This is a genomic window from Mycobacterium sp. Aquia_213 (assembly GCF_026625985.1).
Lineage (GTDB): Bacteria > Actinomycetota > Actinomycetes > Mycobacteriales > Mycobacteriaceae > Mycobacterium.
Genome location: NZ_CP113116.1, coordinates 229,593 through 248,574, shown reverse-complemented (window position 1 = coordinate 248,574; position 18,982 = coordinate 229,593). Strand labels below are relative to the sequence as shown.

General features: G+C 64.6%; 22 protein-coding genes. 7 read left to right on the top strand and 15 right to left on the bottom strand.

All coding sequences use genetic code 11. The features are described 5' to 3' along the window. Window positions 1-4: 4 nt before the first annotated feature. The 7 genes from LMQ14_RS01165 to LMQ14_RS01135 all read right to left on the bottom strand — a co-directional run bounded on the left by LMQ14_RS01165 (window position 5) and on the right by LMQ14_RS01135 (window position 5,643). Window positions 5-694, bottom strand: coding sequence for a rhomboid family intramembrane serine protease (locus LMQ14_RS01165; protein ID WP_267733051.1), 690 nt, complete (start codon window positions 692-694; stop codon window positions 5-7). 69 nt (window positions 695-763) lie between these two features. Beyond that, window positions 764-1,729: an LLM class flavin-dependent oxidoreductase gene (locus tag LMQ14_RS01160; protein WP_267733050.1), complete on the bottom strand. Its 966-nt coding sequence runs from the start codon at window positions 1,727-1,729 to the stop codon at window positions 764-766. A gap of 1 nt (window position 1,730) precedes the next feature. Then, window positions 1,731-2,216 carry a VOC family protein gene (locus LMQ14_RS01155; protein ID WP_267733049.1) on the bottom strand — a complete coding sequence of 162 codons (486 nt, stop codon included), beginning with the start codon at window positions 2,214-2,216 and terminating at the stop codon, window positions 1,731-1,733. Window positions 2,217-2,238: 22 nt separating this feature from the next. Further along, on the bottom strand, window positions 2,239-3,498 hold the full coding sequence (locus tag LMQ14_RS01150; protein WP_267733048.1) for an MBL fold metallo-hydrolase: 1,260 nt from the start codon (window positions 3,496-3,498) through the stop codon (window positions 2,239-2,241). Between the two features lie 9 nt (window positions 3,499-3,507). Next, window positions 3,508-4,776 (bottom strand): sulfotransferase family protein, encoded by a 1,269-nt coding sequence (locus LMQ14_RS01145; RefSeq protein WP_267733047.1) that lies wholly within the window; start codon window positions 4,774-4,776, stop codon window positions 3,508-3,510. 67 nt (window positions 4,777-4,843) lie between these two features. Further along, window positions 4,844-5,230, bottom strand: coding sequence for a DUF2237 family protein (locus LMQ14_RS01140; RefSeq protein ID WP_267733046.1), 387 nt, complete (start codon window positions 5,228-5,230; stop codon window positions 4,844-4,846). 80 nt (window positions 5,231-5,310) lie between these two features. After that, on the bottom strand, window positions 5,311-5,643 hold the full coding sequence (locus LMQ14_RS01135; RefSeq protein WP_324291094.1) for a PE domain-containing protein: 333 nt from the start codon (window positions 5,641-5,643) through the stop codon (window positions 5,311-5,313). Between the two features lie 175 nt (window positions 5,644-5,818). Between LMQ14_RS01135 and LMQ14_RS01130 the strand changes: the two genes are divergently transcribed. Both LMQ14_RS01130 and LMQ14_RS01125 read left to right on the top strand, forming a co-directional pair. After that, window positions 5,819-6,274, top strand: a complete 456-nt coding sequence (locus LMQ14_RS01130; protein WP_267733045.1) for a TM2 domain-containing protein — start codon at window positions 5,819-5,821, stop codon at window positions 6,272-6,274. A gap of 95 nt (window positions 6,275-6,369) precedes the next feature. Continuing rightward, entirely contained in the window at window positions 6,370-7,500 is a 1,131-nt protein-coding gene (locus tag LMQ14_RS01125; protein WP_267733044.1) for a cellulase family glycosylhydrolase, read from the top strand. Between the two features lie 241 nt (window positions 7,501-7,741). Here the strand turns inward: LMQ14_RS01125 and LMQ14_RS01120 are convergent, their stop codons facing one another. The 7 genes from LMQ14_RS01120 to LMQ14_RS01090 form a co-directional block, all read right to left on the bottom strand. After that, window positions 7,742-8,569: an SDR family NAD(P)-dependent oxidoreductase gene (locus LMQ14_RS01120; protein ID WP_267733043.1), complete on the bottom strand. Its 828-nt coding sequence runs from the start codon at window positions 8,567-8,569 to the stop codon at window positions 7,742-7,744. A 71-nt stretch (window positions 8,570-8,640) separates the two neighbouring features. Further along, window positions 8,641-9,729, bottom strand: coding sequence for a Rieske 2Fe-2S domain-containing protein (locus LMQ14_RS01115; RefSeq protein ID WP_267735727.1), 1,089 nt, complete (start codon window positions 9,727-9,729; stop codon window positions 8,641-8,643). Window positions 9,730-9,789: 60 nt separating this feature from the next. Then, a complete protein-coding gene (locus LMQ14_RS01110) occupies window positions 9,790-10,893 on the bottom strand; it encodes a nitronate monooxygenase (protein WP_267733042.1) in 1,104 nt (367 codons plus the stop codon). A 31-nt stretch (window positions 10,894-10,924) separates the two neighbouring features. Continuing rightward, entirely contained in the window at window positions 10,925-11,773 is an 849-nt protein-coding gene (locus tag LMQ14_RS01105; protein ID WP_267733041.1) for an enoyl-CoA hydratase/isomerase family protein, read from the bottom strand. Next, entirely contained in the window at window positions 11,770-12,210 is a 441-nt protein-coding gene (locus tag LMQ14_RS01100; protein WP_267733040.1) for a nuclear transport factor 2 family protein, read from the bottom strand. Before LMQ14_RS01100 ends, LMQ14_RS01105 begins: the two co-directional genes overlap by 4 nt. A gap of 16 nt (window positions 12,211-12,226) precedes the next feature. Continuing rightward, window positions 12,227-13,000 (bottom strand): SDR family NAD(P)-dependent oxidoreductase, encoded by a 774-nt coding sequence (locus LMQ14_RS01095; RefSeq protein WP_420714727.1) that lies wholly within the window; start codon window positions 12,998-13,000, stop codon window positions 12,227-12,229. A 101-nt stretch (window positions 13,001-13,101) separates the two neighbouring features. After that, complete coding sequence (locus tag LMQ14_RS01090) at window positions 13,102-13,743, bottom strand: TetR/AcrR family transcriptional regulator (RefSeq protein ID WP_267733038.1); 642 nt, start codon at window positions 13,741-13,743, stop codon at window positions 13,102-13,104. A 202-nt stretch (window positions 13,744-13,945) separates the two neighbouring features. Here LMQ14_RS01090 and LMQ14_RS01085 point away from each other — a divergent pair, with 202 nt between their 5' ends. Further along, the gene (locus tag LMQ14_RS01085; protein WP_267733037.1) at window positions 13,946-15,001 is read left to right on the top strand and encodes a dihydrodipicolinate reductase; all 1,056 of its coding nucleotides are present in this window, start codon (window positions 13,946-13,948) and stop codon (window positions 14,999-15,001) included. 13 nt (window positions 15,002-15,014) lie between these two features. Next, the gene (locus LMQ14_RS01080) at window positions 15,015-15,581 is read left to right on the top strand and encodes an isomerase (RefSeq protein ID WP_267733036.1); all 567 of its coding nucleotides are present in this window, start codon (window positions 15,015-15,017) and stop codon (window positions 15,579-15,581) included. A 1-nt stretch (window position 15,582) separates the two neighbouring features. On the opposite strand, the gene LMQ14_RS01075 is transcribed toward LMQ14_RS01080, so the two are convergent. After that, window positions 15,583-16,656, bottom strand: coding sequence for a sensor domain-containing diguanylate cyclase (locus tag LMQ14_RS01075; RefSeq protein WP_267733035.1), 1,074 nt, complete (start codon window positions 16,654-16,656; stop codon window positions 15,583-15,585). A 298-nt stretch (window positions 16,657-16,954) separates the two neighbouring features. Between LMQ14_RS01075 and LMQ14_RS01070 the strand changes: the two genes are divergently transcribed. From LMQ14_RS01070 to LMQ14_RS01060, 3 genes are all read left to right on the top strand, one after another. Beyond that, window positions 16,955-17,287 carry a hypothetical protein gene (locus LMQ14_RS01070; RefSeq protein WP_267733034.1) on the top strand — a complete coding sequence of 111 codons (333 nt, stop codon included), beginning with the start codon at window positions 16,955-16,957 and terminating at the stop codon, window positions 17,285-17,287. Between the two features lie 101 nt (window positions 17,288-17,388). Next, window positions 17,389-18,024 (top strand): TetR/AcrR family transcriptional regulator, encoded by a 636-nt coding sequence (locus tag LMQ14_RS01065; protein ID WP_267733033.1) that lies wholly within the window; start codon window positions 17,389-17,391, stop codon window positions 18,022-18,024. Window positions 18,025-18,128: 104 nt separating this feature from the next. Further along, the gene (locus tag LMQ14_RS01060; protein WP_267733032.1) at window positions 18,129-18,887 is read left to right on the top strand and encodes an alpha/beta fold hydrolase; all 759 of its coding nucleotides are present in this window, start codon (window positions 18,129-18,131) and stop codon (window positions 18,885-18,887) included. Window positions 18,888-18,982: the final 95 nt, after the last annotated feature.

Genomic DNA, 18,982 nt, shown 5'->3' with positions numbered 1-18,982 from the left:
CAGCCTATCCCGGACTGCGGGCCGCGATTCGTCCAGTACGCGTGAGAGCTACCGCCACGAGCACACCAAAGACGAAGCCGCCAACGTGGGCAAAGAACGCGACCCCACTGCCACCCGCGTCGGCGGGGTGGATCAGCGCCGCGTTGCCCTCGAAGAACTGGTACAGGAACCAGCCGCCGAGGAAAATCCACGCCGGGATGCCGATCGGGAACCACCCCACGAAAGTGAGGATGCGCGAGTCGGGATAAAGCACGATGTAGGCGCCCAGCACGGCCGCGATCGCGCCACTGGCACCCAACGTCGGTATCCGCGCATCCGACGCCGTTCCGAAGAGCAAGGTCATCGCGGTTTGCAAGATCATCGCGGCGAGTCCGCCGGCGAAGTAGAAGACAAGATAGCCAAGCCGGCCGAAAGCGTCCTCTACGTTTTTGCCGAAGATCACCAGGAACAGCATGTTGCCGAGGATGTGGTCCCAACCGGCATGCATAAACATGGCGGTGATCCACCCAACGCCCCACGGGATGCCCAGGTGGCATGCGCTGGTGACATCACACGGATAGAAGGATGCCCGATCGACCGCCGCGTCGCCGTTCGGTAATTCGTAGAACAGGAAGGCCGCGAAGTTTAGGACGATCAGCGTGACGTTGACGATCGGGAACCGTCGTGCCGGAATGCCATCGGAGTAAGGGATCATCTGAACTCCTGCCGCCAGCCTGCGCTGATGCTAACGAATCGTAGAGGCTCGGCGATTTACCGCCAACCGTCAGCGCAGCGCGGGGAGCACAGTGTCGGTCAGCAGCTGGACCGATTTCCACGCTTCGTCGACGGGCATGCCACCGACCAGCGGATGCAGCACCAGAGGCCCATAATCGTCGGCGTCCCGGATTTCGGCGATCAGCTCGTCGGGCGTCAGGAACCGGTATCGCCCCGACGCCCTGACCTCGTCCAGCGTCCGGACCCCGGGCAGGTGCATCAGGGATCGTTGGTCGGTTGACCATTCACCGTAAGTAACCGCCTCCCAAAGGATGTGCTCGCCGAGTTCGGCCCACGCCCGCTCGGGATCCTCGTGCAGGTAGATCATTCCGCGATTGATCGGCCCGGGCATCAGGATGAACGGCTTGATGCCCGCGCCGGCGCACAGTTCGCGGTAGTAGGCGGCGATGTCGGGCAGATGGTCGGCCAGACTGAGGGGCAGTCCGAATCGCGCCGCCCGGCGCGCCGTGGCGCGAGCCCCGCCGCCGACGTACAACGGCGGATGCGGCCGGGTCCAGGTACCGGTACAGATTCCCGCCCCGACGCCGGACCAGACCGCCAGCATCTGCTCGACGAGGTCGTCCATCAGCGCGCCACGTTGGCTGAAATCCATTCCGAGTGCGTCGTATTCGACGGTGCGGTAGCCCAGGCCCACCGTGGTGTGCAGTCGGCCGCGGCTCATGTTGTCGACGAGCGCGATGTCTTCGGCGAGCCGGACCGGGTTCCACAACGGCCCCAGCGCGCAATCCACGCTGGCGATCATCGTCGAGGTGCGCGCCAGGAACATCGCCGCGGCCATGATCGGGTTGCAGCTCCAGCCATGGCCGGTGGCGTGGTGCTCGTCGACGCTGACCGACGTGATGCCATGGGATTCGCCCCATTGCACCAATTCGAGCGCGGCGGACAAGAGCCTGCTCTGGGTGCGCGGTTCTCCGTGCGGCGAGGCGAAGTTGAAGCGCAGCACCGTCAGGACCATGTCAGGCTCCGTCGGGGCCCGGGGCGGCGATGGACTCCACGAACGCGGCGAAGTCGGGGAACAGTGCGCGGTCAACGATCTCGATGCGGGTGCCGAACGCGTCGATGTAGTAGGCGAACATCCCAAACTCCGAGTCCGGAATTTCTCCGGTCATTTCGAAGGTGAAGCCGTTGCTCTCCAACGCGCGCGCGGACTCGGCGAGGTTGTCGGTGAAATAGCCGACGTGGTGCACGGAATTGCCCGGCGCGGCGGTCCACGGCGTTCCCGGAACCTCCTGGACCAGTTCGAGGTGCGGGCTCTGCACGGAGTAGACGATCGTCGAGGTCAGGTCGCGAACCCCTTCCGTCGTGCGGAAGGGCAGCGTATAGCTGAGCGGGGTGATCCACCGGTAGCCGGCCAGTGCGCTGAGCCGGGCCATCGCTGCGTCGAGATCGGGCACCACGATGCCGGTGTGATAGAAGTCCTTGGGCTGCAACACAAACGTCATAGTGATGTCCCTTCTCGTGCCGTCACGAGTTACCGGCTATTTGCCGCGAGAGCCAAGCTCTTTCCCAGAAGTTGGTGGTACTAGTCAGCAGACTTTCATGGGCTTCCCGCAGCACTTCGCGCGCCCCCGGATGATCGGGCTGTGCGGTGCTGACGAGCTCGGCAAGGTGGATGGCGTGCACGGGACGGCTCTGGGCCAGGTGTGCCCGTGCTCGCCCAACGAGCGCATCGGCTCCGGCCAGTTGCACCACGTCGGTGCCGACGGCGTCGAACCCGATGGGATACAGCTCGGTGGTCGACCGGTGGTGGAACCAGCCCGAGTAGTTCTCCCAGACTGCGCGTACATCCCAGGAGACCTTTCCATAGCCTTGGCCCACTTCGTATTCCGCGGGCAAGGTGATCTCGCGCATCAGGGTTTGGACGTCTTTTCCGGCGTTCATCCCGGCAACGGTCTGGTCGTGAATGTACTCGATGGCGTCGCGCAGCCGGGTGAGCTCGTGGTGGATGCGGTCGGCGCCCGCGATCGGTTCGAAGTGGCCGGTCACCAGGAGGTCGGGCCGCAGGTCGCGCACCCGCTCGACGGATTCGATCGCGCTCAGGGCGTCACGGTAGCGATCGCCACGCATCGTGACAAGGTTGGGGATATGTCCGAATATCGGACCAAAGGTGTTTCCGCACAGACATATTCGCTCATCGGGCAGCCAGATGACCAACGAGTCTGTGGTTTCGCCGCCCGGGACGGAGATCAGCTCCAGTCGCCGGCCGCCGACTTCGAGAGCGAGCGTGTCCGCGAAGTCCACGTCGACGGAGGGAACACTCTGGGCGGGCAGCCGCTTGGTGCCCAGACGACGTTGAATGGCCTGGATACCCGTCGCCAGGGTGTCCTTGAACGCAAAGGCGCTGCGGCTGGCGCGGTACGGGATGAGGCGCTCATTGTCGTCTCGCCAATGCGTCCAGTTCGCCTGGGCGACAACGGTTGTTTCCGGATCACGAAGGCTGTCCAGGCCGCCGACGTGGTCCACATGGCCCTGGGTGAAGATGATGTAGCGCACCGGCGAGGCGTCGACGGCGTCGAAGTTGGCCCGATGCACCGGACCCTCGAAGCCCATGCCGGTGTTGACGATCACCCGGCCGTCGCCAGTGGTCAGCAGGTATGCGTTCGAAAGGCCCGGCGAGCACCACAGTCCGGGTGCGATCTCCTCGGCGCGTTCGGCAGCCGCCGGCCGCAGACCGTCGGCGCCCGGCCTGCTGCGGTATACCGGCTCAAAGTCTTGGGCACTCATCGATGCTCCTCATTCGGGGCGGACGTCGAACCGGTCGAAGTAGAAGTCGAACCGCCCACGCAGTTCATCGGCGGAGACGCCGAAGTGCCGTTGCAGGTCGTAGCGGATACGCCCGTGTTTGCCGCGCGGGTTGCCGTCGAGGTAGTGCTCGAACCGCTTGCGCACCTTCGGTGTCAGTTCGACGCCGCCGCGCCGGTAGAGCTCGTCGAGCAACGGCAATTCGTTGCCATTGAGCTGGTGGAAGTTGACGTCGATGCTGCGCTCGGACGGCACCAGCTCGCGATCGCGGACACATGCGCTGAGCAGTCGATGCACCCGATCGGTCCAGTAGTCCAGGAGCCACTCCGGATCGATACTGGTCCGGCGCAGCCGATCCGAGTAGGCCATCATCGTGATCGCCGACTGCACGACCGCGACGGGATCGCGATGCGTGAACGCCACCGTCGCATCGGGAAAGGTCGCCATCAGCGGACCGAGCTGCTCACAATGCTGGGGACTCTTGAGGATCCAGGTCTGCGGACCGCGCAGAAACGTCAGCGCCTGCAAGACCTTCTTCAGATACGCGTAGTGCCGCGTTTGGTCGAGCGCGAGGTAATAGTCACGCCAATCCGGCACGCGGGCATGCCATTCCAAGACGTAGCCCGCCAGGTCGAGATCGAGGAGTTCGACTTCCTCCTCGATCGCTTCGGGGAACCGGTCGTGCATGGCGGCCACCACCGGAGCGCTGACCATCAGGGCGTCGTGTTCGGCCTTCGCGCGCGCATAGCGCGGGTCAACCCCGTAGATGTCGGGGCCCTCGCCGCGCGCGGGTATCGGCTCCTGACTCTCCCAATACGGCAATGCGCGCCGGCGCGGGTCCGCGGCAATGAGATTCACCAGATGGGTGGTGCCGGATCGTGGCATTCCGACGACGACGAAGGGCTTCTCGATCGGAATCGACTCGATCTCGGGATAGCGCTTGATGAGCTCGTTGAGCGACAACCGGTTTCGCAGCAAGCGAACCACCCGCTGCCGCAAGGTCGAGCGAGAGAGCTGTCGCAGGCCGTCGTCGGCTTCGATCGCGGCGACGTGGGCGGTCAGCCGGTCACCGAACCCGTCGGTGTCCTCCAGATCGTCGGCGCCCGCGTGCTCGACGGCCTCCGCGAGCATCCCGTCGACATCGAAGGTGACCTGTTTGGCCTCGGTGAATTCCAGAATCTGACGCTGGACATCGGTCAGCTGCGGCGATGTCAGGTCGTTGAAATCGATGTCAGCGATGTCGGGGCCCGCAGAGCCCATGCAACCGCCTCCTCGACCGAGTATCGAAACATGATACGGACGGTAGACGCGGTGGAGATCGCGAGCCCTACAAGTTAGCCAGGTCGTCGGGAACGTCGACTTGGTGTTCCAGCAACGCCTCGAGCGGCACGACCTCAAGCGTGCGTTCGTGGGTGCAGGCCAACACCACCGGCGCGGCACAGCCATCCCGATGGGCCCGAAGCCAATTCAGGGCGGTCACACACCAGCGGTCGCCGGGTAGCAGGCCCGGAAACCGGTACTCGGGCACCGGCGTCAGCAGGTCGTTGCCGATGGAACGTTGATGCTCGAGAAACTCGGCGGTCATCACCGCGCAGATGGTGTGGCGGCCGACATCCTCGGGTCCGCTTGTGCAACAGCCGTCGCGGTAGTAACCGGTGAGGGGCTCGGTGCCGCACGGTTGTAGCGGGCCGCCGAGCACATTGCTTTCGGACATCTCGTTAGTATCGCGCCGCCGGGGGGAAGTGAGAAGAGACATCACCGACTGCGCCCAGCGAATTTGCCGTATTTGTGCGGCTACCCGGCGATCCGGTAGCCGACCTGGGGGCGGATCTCGCTCAGCCGGCCGGCCGCGGCGGTGTCGGTCTCGGCGTAGACCCGGGCAATGTCGACCAGCGCGTTGCCCGTCCGCGCCAGTTCGGTGTGCGCCGCGTTGAGGAAAGCGAGCATCTGGGTGGCCTCCGCCGCGAACGCCGCTGCCGCCCGGGCCGAGACCTCTTCGGCACCGGCGGGAACCACCGCGACCACCGCAGGCTCCGCCGCGACACTGGTCTGCAGTGCCTGCATCGCGCTGCCGATGATCTGAGTGCCGACGACGGCCACCGCCGGGTCGAAGGACATGGACTGCATCCGCGCACTCCTGGGTCAGCAAAACAATGTCGGATGCAATAGTAGCAATAGGCAATTATGTGTGTCTCTAAAAGTAGCGCTATGCGAGATTGTTGCTCGCGAACGGCCGCGCAATAAGGACAACTACGGCCGCAGCGAATGGACGCACCCGCCGCGGCAGGGTTAACTCAGGGCAATGTCGACGCCGAACCCGCCCGGATTCCCCGCCGGCCCGCCGCCCGAGGGTTGGCAGCCGCCCGGCTACCCGCCTCCGCCACCCGGCTACCCGCCGCCCGGCTATCCGCCTCCGCAGCCGTATCCCGGCTACGCCGGGTATCCGGGGATGCCCGTTGATCCCCAAGCGCCGTTCGGGCGCGATCCCGCCACGGGCGTTCCGCTGTCGGACAAGTCCGGTGCCACGGCGGGGCTGTTGCAGCTTTTCTTTGGTGTGTTCGGAATCGGCCGCTTCTACATCGACTCGACCCAGATCGCGGTCGCGCAGCTGCTACTCGGCCTCCTTGGACTCGTCTTCAGCCTGTTCTGCCTAGTCGCATTGCCGGTCCTTATCGGCAGCGTCGTGTGGGCCGTCGTCGACGCGATCATGATGTTCACCGGGAGCGTGAAGGACAACTACGGCCGCAAGCTCCGCTAGCACCAGATCACGATCAGGTCACGATTCCCAACCTCAAATCATTGCGATCGGCGCGTCGAACCGCCTGCGCGACAAGGGAAATCTAGTGTCACTTCGTGAACCGCCGAACGGCCCTGAAGTTGCCAGTATTGCTGGCAGCAGGCGCGGCGCTGACCCAAGTGCCGCGCGCCTCTGCTGAAGCGGCGCGGTGGTCGGCCGAGCGCGCCAACACCTGGTATCGCGCGCAGGGCTGGCTTGTCGGCGCGAACTACATCCCGTCAACCGCCATCAATCAGCTGGAGATGTTTCAGCCGGGAACCTTTGACCCGCAACGCATCGACGCCGAGTTGGGCGTGGCCCGCACACTCGGTTTCAACACGATGCGGGTTTTCCTGCACGACCAGTTGTGGGCCACCGACCGCCAGGGCTTTCAAAGCCGCCTGGGCCAGTTCGTCGGTATCGCGTCGCGCCATAACATCAAACCGCTCTTCGTCTTGTTCGACTCCTGTTGGGACCCGCTGCCCAAGTCCGGCCCGCAACACGCGCCGGTACCGGGAGTGCACAACTCCGGCTGGGTGCAGAGTCCGGGCGCCGAACGCCTCGGCGACCCACGCTACGTCCCGGTTATGCAGGACTACGTCACCGGAGTGTTGAACCAGTTCCGCAATGACGACCGGGTTTTGGGTTGGGACCTGTGGAACGAACCCGACAATCCCGCGAAGGAGTACCGCAAGGTCGAGCGCGCAGACAAGCTGCAGCATGTCGCCGACCTGCTTCCCCAGGTATTCCGATGGGCGCGGGCGGTTGATCCCGGTCAGCCGCTGACCAGCGGTGTGTGGCAAGGCTCCTGGGGAGACCCGGGAAGCCGCAGCGCAATCAGCGCCATCCAGCTCGACAACGCCGACGTGATCACCTTCCACAACTACGGCAAACCCGCCGACTTCGAATCCAAGATCAATGAACTGGCGCCGATGGGGCGACCGATCCTGTGCACCGAGTACATGGCCCGGTCCCAGGGCAGCACCATTGACACAATCCTGCCGATTGCCAAGCGGCACAACGTTGGTGCGTTCAACTGGGGTTTCGTGGCCGGCAAGACCCAGACCTATTTTCCCTGGGACTCATGGAATCACCCGTACACCGCGCCGCCGAAACTGTGGTTCCACGACCTGCTCCTACCCGACGGACGGCCATATCGGCCGAACGAAGTGCAGGCGGTTCGGGGGCTGACCGGCGGGCTGGGCTAGTCCAATGTGCGGTCCTCGGCGGTTGGTCAATCTCGTTGGCAGCTTTAGCCTTTAGTTGACCAGCAGCGCCGCCACATCGTCTGCTGAGGGCATGTCGCCAATTTGCCTCGCAATGCTGCGCGCAGCTGCCCGATAGGTCGGATTCTGATGCGTCCCCGCGTCCGGAAAGCCCGGGCAAGAGGCAACAGCGGTATCAGGTGTCCATGCCCGGGAACGCAACTGAACAGTATCCGCATGGGTTTCAGGACGGCTGCTCGACGCTCCGGAGGTAGCCGCTGCGTGCTGTCGGGTCGGCACGCAAGACTATTTCGTCGAGACCGAAGGCGCGTTTCACACGGTCTGCGATCCACGGCGGCGTTCCGGCAACGAGTTTGGCGATTGCGCGGAGCTCCCGTGGAACGTAAAGCTCTTCTTTTCCGGTGCGAAGCGCGCCGACGATCGCGTCGGCAACCGCATCGGGGCTGATTAAGCGTATCCCGCGCCGCATTTCGAGTCCGACGCACATGTCGGTGTCGGTGAATCCGGGCAAGACGATGGTCGTTCGCACACCGGTGCCGCGCGTTTCGGCCCGGATCGCACGGGTGAACCCCACCACCGCATGCTTGCTGGCGGCATAAGTGGCCTCGCCCGCCAGGGCGACTTCTCCGCCGGCGGAAGCCATGTTCACGATGTGGCCATGCCCACGGGGCAGGAAACGCCGCAGGGCCAGCCGGGTGCCGATCATCACCCCGGACAGATTGGTATCCAGCGACCGCTGGGTGTCGACGGGGTCTTCGTGAACGAAGCTGCCGGTGTGCAGAATGCCGGCGTTGTTGATGAGCGCATCCAGTGGGCCGATGTGTTCTTCGGCGCGGGTGAGGAAGGCGTCGAACTGTCCGCCGTCGCGTACATCGAGGGCGAACCCTACTGCGCGGTCACCCAATTGGTCTGCCAATGCGGCAGTTTGGTCACCATTGCGGGCGCCGATCGCTACCGTCATCCCGGCGCGCACACAGGCCTCGGCTATGGCGAGGCCGATGCCGCGAGTACCCCCGGTGATCGCGACCCGCGCGACGTTCGTCGAATTCACCCCATCCAGCATGGAGCGAACGACGGGGCACGGCCAGAAGATATTTCCTCCCTTGTCGGAGGAGGCGGCTACTACCGCGCGGTCGCCGCGAGGTTCTCGGCAACCTCGCGCTGCCAGAACTTATTGGCGTGGTTGGTGTCTACTTCGATTTCGAAGCGGTCGGTCATCTCCGCGGTGACGTCGGCGGCGTCGACGTAGAACTGCTCATACCAGCGCCGGTGCTGATACACCGCGCCGTCTTCCTCGGTGAGCAACGGGTTCTCGATACGCGTCTTGTGCTTCCAGATTTCGACGTCGTCGAGGAAGCCCTCGCCGAAGGATCGGCTCATGGCACCGGCGAGCTTGGCCGCGTTGGCCGCCGGCAGACCGGGGAGTTCCTGGACCGCCACGCCCCACTGCAACACGAACGAGTCGTGGGAGACCGGATAGTGGCAGTTGATCAGCGCCACTTCAATCGTGAAGTCCGGCGCCACGTCGTTGTGCAACCAGTTGATCATGTAAGCGGGGCCGAAATACGTTGCCTCGGAGCGCAGTTTGGTGCCCTCCCAGAGTTTGTCGTAGTTCGCCGTCGTATCGGGGCGGGCCTTTGACTCCATGATCTGGGTCGCCGTGTGGCCTTCGATGATGTTCTTGAAGAACGTCGGGTACGCGCGATGGATATAGAAGAAGTGGGCCATATCGACGTTGTTGTCCACGATCTCACGACAGTGCGACCCCTCGATGAGGAGCGAGTTCCACGACCACGGCGACCATTGACCTTCGGCGTACCCGTCGATCGTCGGCGGGAAGATCTCGGCGGCGGGCGTCGATCCCTCGGGATCGTGCCAGACGAGCAGTTGGCCGTTGACTTCTCCGGTAGGCCAACGCCGGGTCCGCGCCAATCGGGGTGTGCGCTTGGCGTAGGGCACCAGTGAGCAACGTCCGGTCGAGCCCTGCCAGCGCCAGTCGTGGAACGGGCATGCCACCGAGTCGCCCTTGACAGTCCCCTGAGACAGGTCGCCACCCATGTGGCGGCAATACGCATCGAGGACGTGCAGCTCGCCGTCGGAGTCGGCGAACACCACCAGGCGAGTGCCGAATGCGTTGATCGCGTGCGGATTTCCGTCACGGAAGTTTTCGGCCAGGCCGATGCAGTGCCAGCCGCGGGCGAACCGCGTCATGGGTATGCCGGTGTCGATGTCCCGGATGTCGTTGTTGATGGTGACCACAGCGATTCCTCCTCAGTCGTCTTCCGCCAGTCGCCGCACGGTGGCCAGCCATTCCTCGACGATGTCGAGAACCACCTCGCGCGAGCGCCGCACCTTGTTGATCGACCCGACGATCTGCCCCGCCGGGGAGCCCGACAACGCGCTCGACCGCGCCCGCATGAACCGCGCGGATGCATCGGCATACACAATGCCCTGCAACGGCATTGGCAGTGGCGCGGGATTGTCGGGGCCATCCCAGGCCTCGGTCCATTCGGTGCGGATCTGCCGGGCCGGCTTGCCGGTCATCGCGCGCGAGCGCACCGTGTCGGAGTACCCGGCTTTCAACAGGTTCTCGACGACCCACGGTTCCGTCGATGCCTCGGCGACCGTCAGCCACAACGAACCCGTCCAAGCTCCTTGTGCGCCAAGGGCCATCGCGGCGGCCATTTGCCGGCCATTACCGATGCCCCCGGCAGCCAGCACCGGGATGTCCGGCCCGACCTCATCCACGACCGCGGGCACCAGCACCATCGTGGCGATCTCGCCGGTGTGTCCCCCGGCCTCGCCGCCCTGGGCGATGATCACGTCCACTCCCGCATCGACATTGCGCCGAGCGTGGCGCGGCGAACCACTCAATGCGCCCACCAGGACGCCCTTTTCGTGCGCGGCCTCGATGGCGTATGCCGGCGGCGGACCAAGCGCATTGACGATCATCGACACCGGGTGCCGAAGCGCGACCTCTACCTGGCCCGGCCCTTCCGCCTCGACCCCGAGGCCCGCGGCGATCACTCGCCGCTCGGCATCCTCCGGTAGCGGTGGCACGCCATGATTACTCAGCACCTTTTCCATGTGGTCGGTGTGGGTCGACGGAATGAGTTCACGCAGCGCATCGAGGCTGTAGGGCTCGCCCTTGCCGACGAACTTCTCCGGCATCGCGAAGTCCACCCCGTACGGCCGGCCACCGACGTGCTCGTCGATCCAGGACAGCTCGACCTCGAGGCGCTCGGCGTTGTAGGCCAACGCCCCCAGCACCCCATAGCCGCCAGCCTTGCTCACTTCGGCGACCACGTCGCGGCAGTGCGAGAACGCGAATAGCGGGAACTCGATACCGAGTCGCTCACATAGGGAATTCGCCATACTCAGTCTCCTTGATGCGCTTCTGCGTTGCTCACAATGGGTTCCACCGGGCAGTCCCTTCGTCGCGGAAGGCGGCGAACGAGTTGGCCAGATCCCCCGTGCCCGTGCACATCACCTGCGTCCGGTTTTCGATGTCGAGCGCATGGCGCAGACTTGGGGAGTCGATGGTCTGCCACATCGTTTCCTTGGTCATCCAGACCGCCAACGGCGAGTTCTGCGCTATCTCACGGGCTTTGGCGATAGCGGTGTCGAGCAACTTCGCCGCGTCGACTACCTCGAGGACCAATCCGATGGTGACCGCTTCCGCCGCGTCGAAAACCCGTCCGGTCAGCATCAGTTCGGCGGCCCGCGACGCTCCGACCAGGCGGGGCAGGAAGTAGCTGGTGCCCATGTCGCATGCCGACACCCCATGCCGGATGAAAACTGCACCGAACGTGGCCGATTCGGCGGCGTACCGGATGTCGCACGCCAACGCCAGCGCGAAACCACCGCCCAGCGCGAAGCCGTTGACCGCCGCGATAACCGGGACCCGCAGCCGGTGGATCTTCTCGAAAGCCGAGGCCATGAGTTCCTGTGCGGCCATCGTGACGGCGACGGTCGAGGTCGCCGCGGCGCGCAGCTCGGCGTACGGCACACCCGCGCTGTCGCAGAGATCGTCCGGCTGCGACTTCAGGTCGGCGCCGGAGCAGAACGAGACGCCGCTGCCCGTCACCACGATCGCGCGCAGCGCGGGATCGCCGTTGAGTCCGTCCAACAGTCGATGCATGTCGACGAGAGTCTGTGAGTCCAAGGCATTTCGGCGCTGCGGACGGTTGATCGTCAGGATGGCGATCGCCCCGGCGTCACGGCGCTCGACGGTGATCGCCGTGCCGGTCTTCACGAGGTCGCCCCGGCGTCGTCGGCGAACTCCGCGACCATCGCGGCGGACACCATGGGGTTGTCGAACTCGCGCCACAGCGTGATCTTGCCGTCGCGAAACTCGAACACGCCGATGTAGTCGTTCTGGTAGACAACGGGCTTGGCTCGCCCCAGGGCGTCGCCGCGATAGCGCGCCACCAACATGTTCGGGTCGAGCAGGTCGTAGATGTCGGTGAGCGTGATCGTGAACTTTTCGAACATCACGAACATCGACCCGAGCAGGTCACGGATGCCGTCCTGGCCGGAGTCCGGAACCGCATTCTCGTAAGGTAATTCGAAGCGCACGTCGTCGTGGAGTTCGCCGACGACCGCGTTGAGGTCGAGCGCGCTGATACCGTCCATCGCCCGCCGCAGCGTTTGCTTGTTGGCTTCACGTGTCGCGCTGTCCGTGCCGGTCATGAGTGTCCCTTCCGCTCTACCGGGCCACCATGCCGCCGTCGGCGATGATGGTCTGCCCGGTGATGAAGCTTCCCGCGTCGGAGAGCAATAGCAGCGCGGGAGGCACCATTTCGGCGGCGTCGGCAATCCGTTTCAGCAGTGCGGACGACTTCATCACTTCGATGAACTCCGGCGGATTGGCCCGCACCATGTCGGTGTCGACCGACCCGGGCGCCAAGGCGTTGACCCGAATCCCCTGCGACGCAAACTCCGCGGCCATGGACCGCGTGAACGACACCATCGCGGCCTTGGCCGCCGAATACATCGACACCGCCGGCGAATAAATGAACGCGCCGGCGGAGACGACGTTGAGGATCGACGCGTGCTCACTTTTGCGCAGGTGCGGCAACGCCGACTGGATCAGGAAAACCGGACCTTGCAGGTTGACCGAGAACGACTTCGACCACGCTTCCGCGGTGAACTCGCCCAGCGGCAACGACAGGGCATTGGCGGCGTTGTTGACCACCATGTCGAGCCCGCCGAACTCCGCGACGGTGGCTTCGACGAGACGATCGATGGCGTCCAGGTCCCCCAGATGCGTGGGGACACCGACGGCCCGGCCGCCGCCCAGCGCCTGCAGCTTGTCGGCCGCCGCGGCGCACGCATCGGCCTTTCGGCTGGCGACAACCACATTGGCCCCGCACTCGACCAACCCCTCGGCGATGGCCAGCCCGATGCCGCGTGTGCCACCGGTGACGATGGCGGTGCGGCCAGTGAGGTCGAACAGTGCGTGCAGCGAGTTCTTGGTCAAGGTCTCCGAGCCCTCCTCCGCACCCGCCAACGGCCACCGTCGATCGCAGCGATCAACCATGGCGCCATTACCTTACACAACGTAAGGAAAATATTCGACGATCATTCCTTGACGCTGATCCCATGGATGATCAACGACTTCAGATGCGCGATAAGTTCGGCTTCTCCGAGCGCCTTGTTCACCGACGTGTGCAGGGTGACGGCACCGCGCATGGTGTCCATCAACGCACTCCCGTCGACCTCGGACCGCACCAGACCCTCGGCTTTTCCGCGTTCGATGAGTCGGACCCACAGTGCCCGGATCGGGGCCATGTACCGCGCCTCGACCTGCTCGACCAAGTCGGGCCGGCTGTAGAGCACGGACGCGACGCCCGGCATGCCGGCCAGGTAGGCGGGATCCGATTGGACGCGGACCATGCCGGTGATCAGGCTGGTCAGCGCGTCGGCGAAGGGGAGTTCGTCGACCGCGGGATATTCGCCGGGAACGGAGAAGATGGCGTCCTCAACCAGCGCGAACTTGCTGCCCCAGTGTTCGTAGACGAAGGGCCGAGACACCCCGGCATGACGCGCGACGCCGGCCAGCGTGATTTCGTCGTAGCCGTTGGCGATCAACAGTTCACGGGTGGCGGAGATGACCGCCGCGCGGCGCTGCATGTCGCGCGGGCGCCCACGCGTGGCGTCGGACTCGTCGGCCCTGATGACCGGCGCGTCCCGCCGCTGTCGCGCTGCGCCGCTCGGCGTCATCGTCGAACCATACCCACTCAGGCGGCCGCGGTGACCGAGAGATTTGAACGGGTTTCCGTCGCCGAAGCTGACTTCAGTCAGAATTCAGGTGCCTGTTCGAATGCCGCTACCCCGTTGCATGCGGTCAGGTTCTTTGGAATGCCGTTCCCGGCGAGCACAGTGTGCCGATATGCTTCTGACTCAAGTCAATCAAAGGAGCCTGATGTCTGACCGAACCTATCGAGTCATTCAGTGGATGACCGGCGATGTCGGGCAGGTAGGCGTGCGGCACTTCGCCGAGAACCCCGTATTCGATCTCGTCGCGGTGCTGGTGCACAGCCAGGACAAAGTCGGCAAGGACGCCGGCGAGATCGCGGGGATCGCGCCGATCGGCATCACCGCGACGGACGACATCGACGCGATCGTCGCGACGGACGCCGACTGCGTGTTCTACACGCCGATCATCATGGACACCGACACGGTCTGCCGATTGCTGCGCTCGGGTAAGAACGTCGTCACCACCAGCGGATTCTTCTATCCCTCACCAGATTTCGCGGCCGACGGCGACAAGATTCGGCAGGCCTGCCGGGACGGCGGCACATCGTTTCACGGCGGCGGCATCCATCCGGGCTACGCAGGCGACATCCTGCCCCTGACACTCGCCCGGGTAACCAGCAGGATCGACAAGCTCGAAGTCTACGAAGTGGTGAACGTGCTCACCGACGCCCCGCTCGACCACATCGACTGGCTGGGCTTCGGCAAGGAGATGGACAAGTTCCTCACCGAGCCAACCATTCTCGGCCTCGGCACGCCGTTCTTCGCGCAGTCGATGTACATGATCGCCGACGGCCTTGGGGTGCGGATCGACGAAGTGACCTCGGATGTCAGAGCCGCCGCCGCGACCGAGGACATCCCGCACGACCTCGGCACGATACCTCGCGGCACCGTCGCAGCCCAGCATCACGAGTACACGGCCTGGGTCGACGGCAGACCGCTCATCGTCTTCCACGGGATATACCTGACTAGTGGTCCCGACCGGATCGAGCCCGCGTGGGATTGGGGCAAGACGCGGTACCGGATCGTCATCCACGGTGATCCGCCAAGCGAATTGACGTTGGAAGGCGTCGACGGGCCGGACGGCACCATGGCTCATCCCGGCTACAACTGGACCGCGATGGGCGCAATCAACGCGATACCCGATGTCTGCGATGCGTCATCCGGTTGGCTCACCCATTTCGACCTCGGGCTGATCCGGCCCAAGGGGCTAGTGCGCAAGTGAGACAGGACGACTGATGCCCTACAAGATCGATCCGGATTCGCTGCACAAGATCGCCGAACAAGTCGTCGGCCTACCGCTGGAGGACGGCGAATTGATCACGCGGGCAATCGAATTGATCGCCGCTGAATATCCAGACCTCGTCGATCCGACCCCGGGCCGATGGGTGGGCAGCAAGGCCGGCGGGATCCTCGGCAAGGTCCGCTTTCTCTACTTCGGCCCTCGTGAGTACATCGTTATTTTCGGTTCACCCACTGGCACACAAGGCTTTTCGGGCCGCTACAAGCACGTGGACATCCACAAGTTCCTGATGGCCGGGCGAATTGACTCCTACGATCTCGAGACCGACGACACGAGACCCATGACGCTGATGCCCGGTGAACACACCTGCCTTGAGAGGGGCCGCGCGAGGGGTCTCACGATTCATCCCGGCTCTTGGCACATCGAGTACGGCCGCGGGGCCGTCGCCACCACGCTGCCGTTCGCAATGGTGGACACGCTGTTGGTGTCACTGGAACTCGAATCCGTCCGCCGCTCCACGGTCGAGTTCGCCAAGCTCGTCTCCCGACGATTTCGCCGCTGACTCAGACGCCAACCTCATGACGGCGAGTTTGGTTGCCCCCGCACCGTTTGGCTTCATACATCGCGTTGTCGGCGTCGGCAACCAGCTGGCGAAACGCTTGGTGGGCATGGTGGGAGGCGATGTTGCGCAACGCCAGGGTGGCGATTCCGACGCTGGCGGTCACCGGCGCACTGGTCGCGGCGACGGCATCGCAGAGGTGTCGACCCCAGTCGGGCTTCTGTTCGGCGGTCACGATGTCGGCGACCAAGAATTCCTCGCCGCCGACGCGACCGACGACAGCGGTGTCGCCGCAGGCAGCGTTCAAGGCGCCGGCTACCGCGACGAGCGCTTGATCGCCAGCGGCATGCCCGTGCGTGTCGTTGAGCATCTTGAAGCGGTCCAGATCGAGTATCGCCACCACCAAAGACATGTGGGCGGAGCTGACCAGCATCCGCCCCACGACGGCCCGATCGCAGGCCCGCCGATTCAGCAGGCCGGTCAGCGGGTCGCAGTTGGCTCGCAGTAAATCCAACCCAAGTGCGCGCACCACGATCTGGATGGCACACGGGACGATCACGTTGAGTTCCATGACCAGAAAGAAGCCGGAAAACGCCAGGACCACTTGACCGGTACCGGCCACCAGCGCTGCTTGCCAGGCAGCAATTGCGATGGCCAGCCAAAAGTTCAGGGCCATGTACTTGGCGGTGTGAAAGAACGCGATATAGCCGCCGGGAACGGCCAGCGCCGAGCACGCCATCAGGGCGACCAACGGCTCGGGTTGCCACACGCAGCCGATGGCGATGATCACGCTGCCGGTGAGAATGAAGAAAAGGGACTGGCGCCGAGTGGGCCACCCGCGCAGCCAGAGCACCGCCATACTAATTCCGATCGCGGCCGCCAGCACGGAATACGCCAGCGCCGCAGGCCGGTAGGCGGGGGCAGGGCCCACCCACTCGTTGGCCGGGACCAACACCAACGAGGCGGCCACCCCGGCCATCAGCCTGCGGGTGTTGACACCCAGCCCGTGGGCTTGCAAATAGCCTGTCAGCCAATCGAAGTGGTCGGCCTGTCGCCACCACGCCGCTAGCCACCCCATTGGTTCGCCCCTCCCACCTTCTCTGCCGCACGAAGCCCACTGCCGGCGACCACTGCGTGAGCTGGGTCACAGTAAATAGGATCGTAAGTTCCAATTGCAGGGAATTGACCAGAACGCCGGGGTGGATGCCATTTGCCTGCACACCACTGGGGCGATGCGGCAACCGAGCGCGGCGGCGGGTAAGGGTTCAGTCACCCGTGAAAGCCAGTCCCACCTGCGATTCTCGCCATTGCGGGCTCACACCCGACTGCTAGCCGTCGCCCAGCCCGCGACTAGCAGCCGAGCATAAAAGTAGAGCATGAAAACAGCCATCGACCACCCCGCGCAGGAAAAACAATCAGCCGCCCGTCGGCGTCGACAAGTACGTGCGGTGCAAGTGATCTTCGCCGGGGCCGCAACCATCGCGGCGCTCGCGCTGCTCAACATGGCGCAGCCCGGCGCCCCGGCCACCGATCTCGCAGCGCCGCCTCTCGCTGGCGTTGGCTTCGCCACAGACGACCCATCGGATCCGGGCTGGGCCCCTCAACCGGATCCGGGGACTTTCCCGACGAATCCGGGCTGGAGCTCGCAATCGGATCCGGGTTGGAATGCCGATCCGGGTTGGGACTTTCAGCCGGCTCCCGAGAACTAACCGTTGCAGCTTTGGCGGTGGCGGAAGGGTTAGGCGTTGGCCAGCCCCGTCGCCGTGACCTCCCGGGTCACGATTGGCTGAGATACACTGCCCGCGTTGCTATGAAGCGGAAAGCTGATGTCGAAGGGCGCCGCCGCATTCTGTGTGATGCCGCGATCCAACTCCTTGCCGACGAAGGTGCCAAGGGGCTCACGCACCGCAAAGTGGAGCAACAGGCAGGGCTGCCCGACGGTACGACGTCATCGTATTTCCGCACCCGTTCGGCGTTGCTCCGTGCAACTGCTGAGCGTGTGGCCGAACTGGACGCTGCCGAATTCGAAACCGTCATGCAACGGCGCGCACTGGCGGAGGCCACAACGACCGCCACCACTTTGTCACTACTCGCCGACATGGTGATCCGTTCGGCGACCGGGCCCGGCCTGGATCGGTCGCGGGCGCGCTACGAACTGGCGTTGCATGCGCACCGAGACGAAGTGCTGCAGCGGGCCATTGAGGACGCGATTGCGGGTTTCGTAGCGCTGAGCGAAGAGGCCGTCACACAGCTGCAGCCCGGCCCTGTCGATCGCGCTCTCGTGGAGAAGCAGGCCCGCGCGATCACGACCTTCATCAACGGCGTGATCGTCCGGCAGGTATTTGGACATCCGGGCGTCGACAGCGCCGAGGAGCTCACCCAGCTGCTGCACGCGCTGGTCGCCGGAGTCGCCGCCTCCCATCACGTGCACAACGGCCAGTTCTGACCGATCCGCCCCGACCGATAGCGTCCGACCCGCACGCCAGGAGTTTTCTACAATCGTAGTAATCTATTCCTACATTTGTAGAAATCGTGTTACCGTCTGGGCTCATGCGATTCGTTCTCGTGCATGGCGGCTTTCACGCTGCATGGTGCTGGGAGCGGACCATCCCCGAACTGAACCGCCTCGGGCACGACGCGGTGGCCGTCGACATTCCCGGCCACGGCACGCGCCTTCACGAGGAATCCACGCTTGCCAACCGACGCGACGCCATCGTTGGCGTTCTACAGCCAGGAGATGTTCTGGTCGGCCACTCCGGAGGTGGTTTCGACATCACCTTGGCCGCAGATGCAGCCAGTGACCTCGTCGCCCACATCATTTACTTGGCGGCCGCGCTGCCTCGTGAGGGTCGCACCTATCCCGAGGCGATGGCGATGCGCAACTCCGAGGACGGTTCGTTTGACGCCGACGTCGGAGAGATGTTCGGCCACTTGCATTTTGGCGACGACGGCGCCATGAGCTTCGCCACCTTCGAAGGCGCGTGGAAGTACTTCTACCACGACTGCGACGAGCAAACCGCACGATGGGCGTTTCAGCGGTTGTGCCCGGAGCGGTTCGGCGACACGACGACCACGCCCGTATCGGTACCCCATTTCTGGGCAGCCGACCTGCCCCGCAGCTACATCCTGTGCCTGCAGGATCGCTCCAAGCCGCGGTGGCTCTCCGATGTTGTGATCAAGCGCCTTGGCGTCGAACCGCTGACCATCGACTCCTCGCATTCACCGTTCCTGAGTCGGCCGGCTGAGCTTGCCGGACTGCTCGTCGCCGCGACGGCCACCACACCGATAGGTCCACTAATCCCGCCGTAATCGCACTGGCGAGGAGCTGCTGGTTTCGCTGTCGATTTACGGCTCCGACGGCACCTTCAACCCATCAGGTTAGGAGAGGTTGGGAAAAGGAAAGT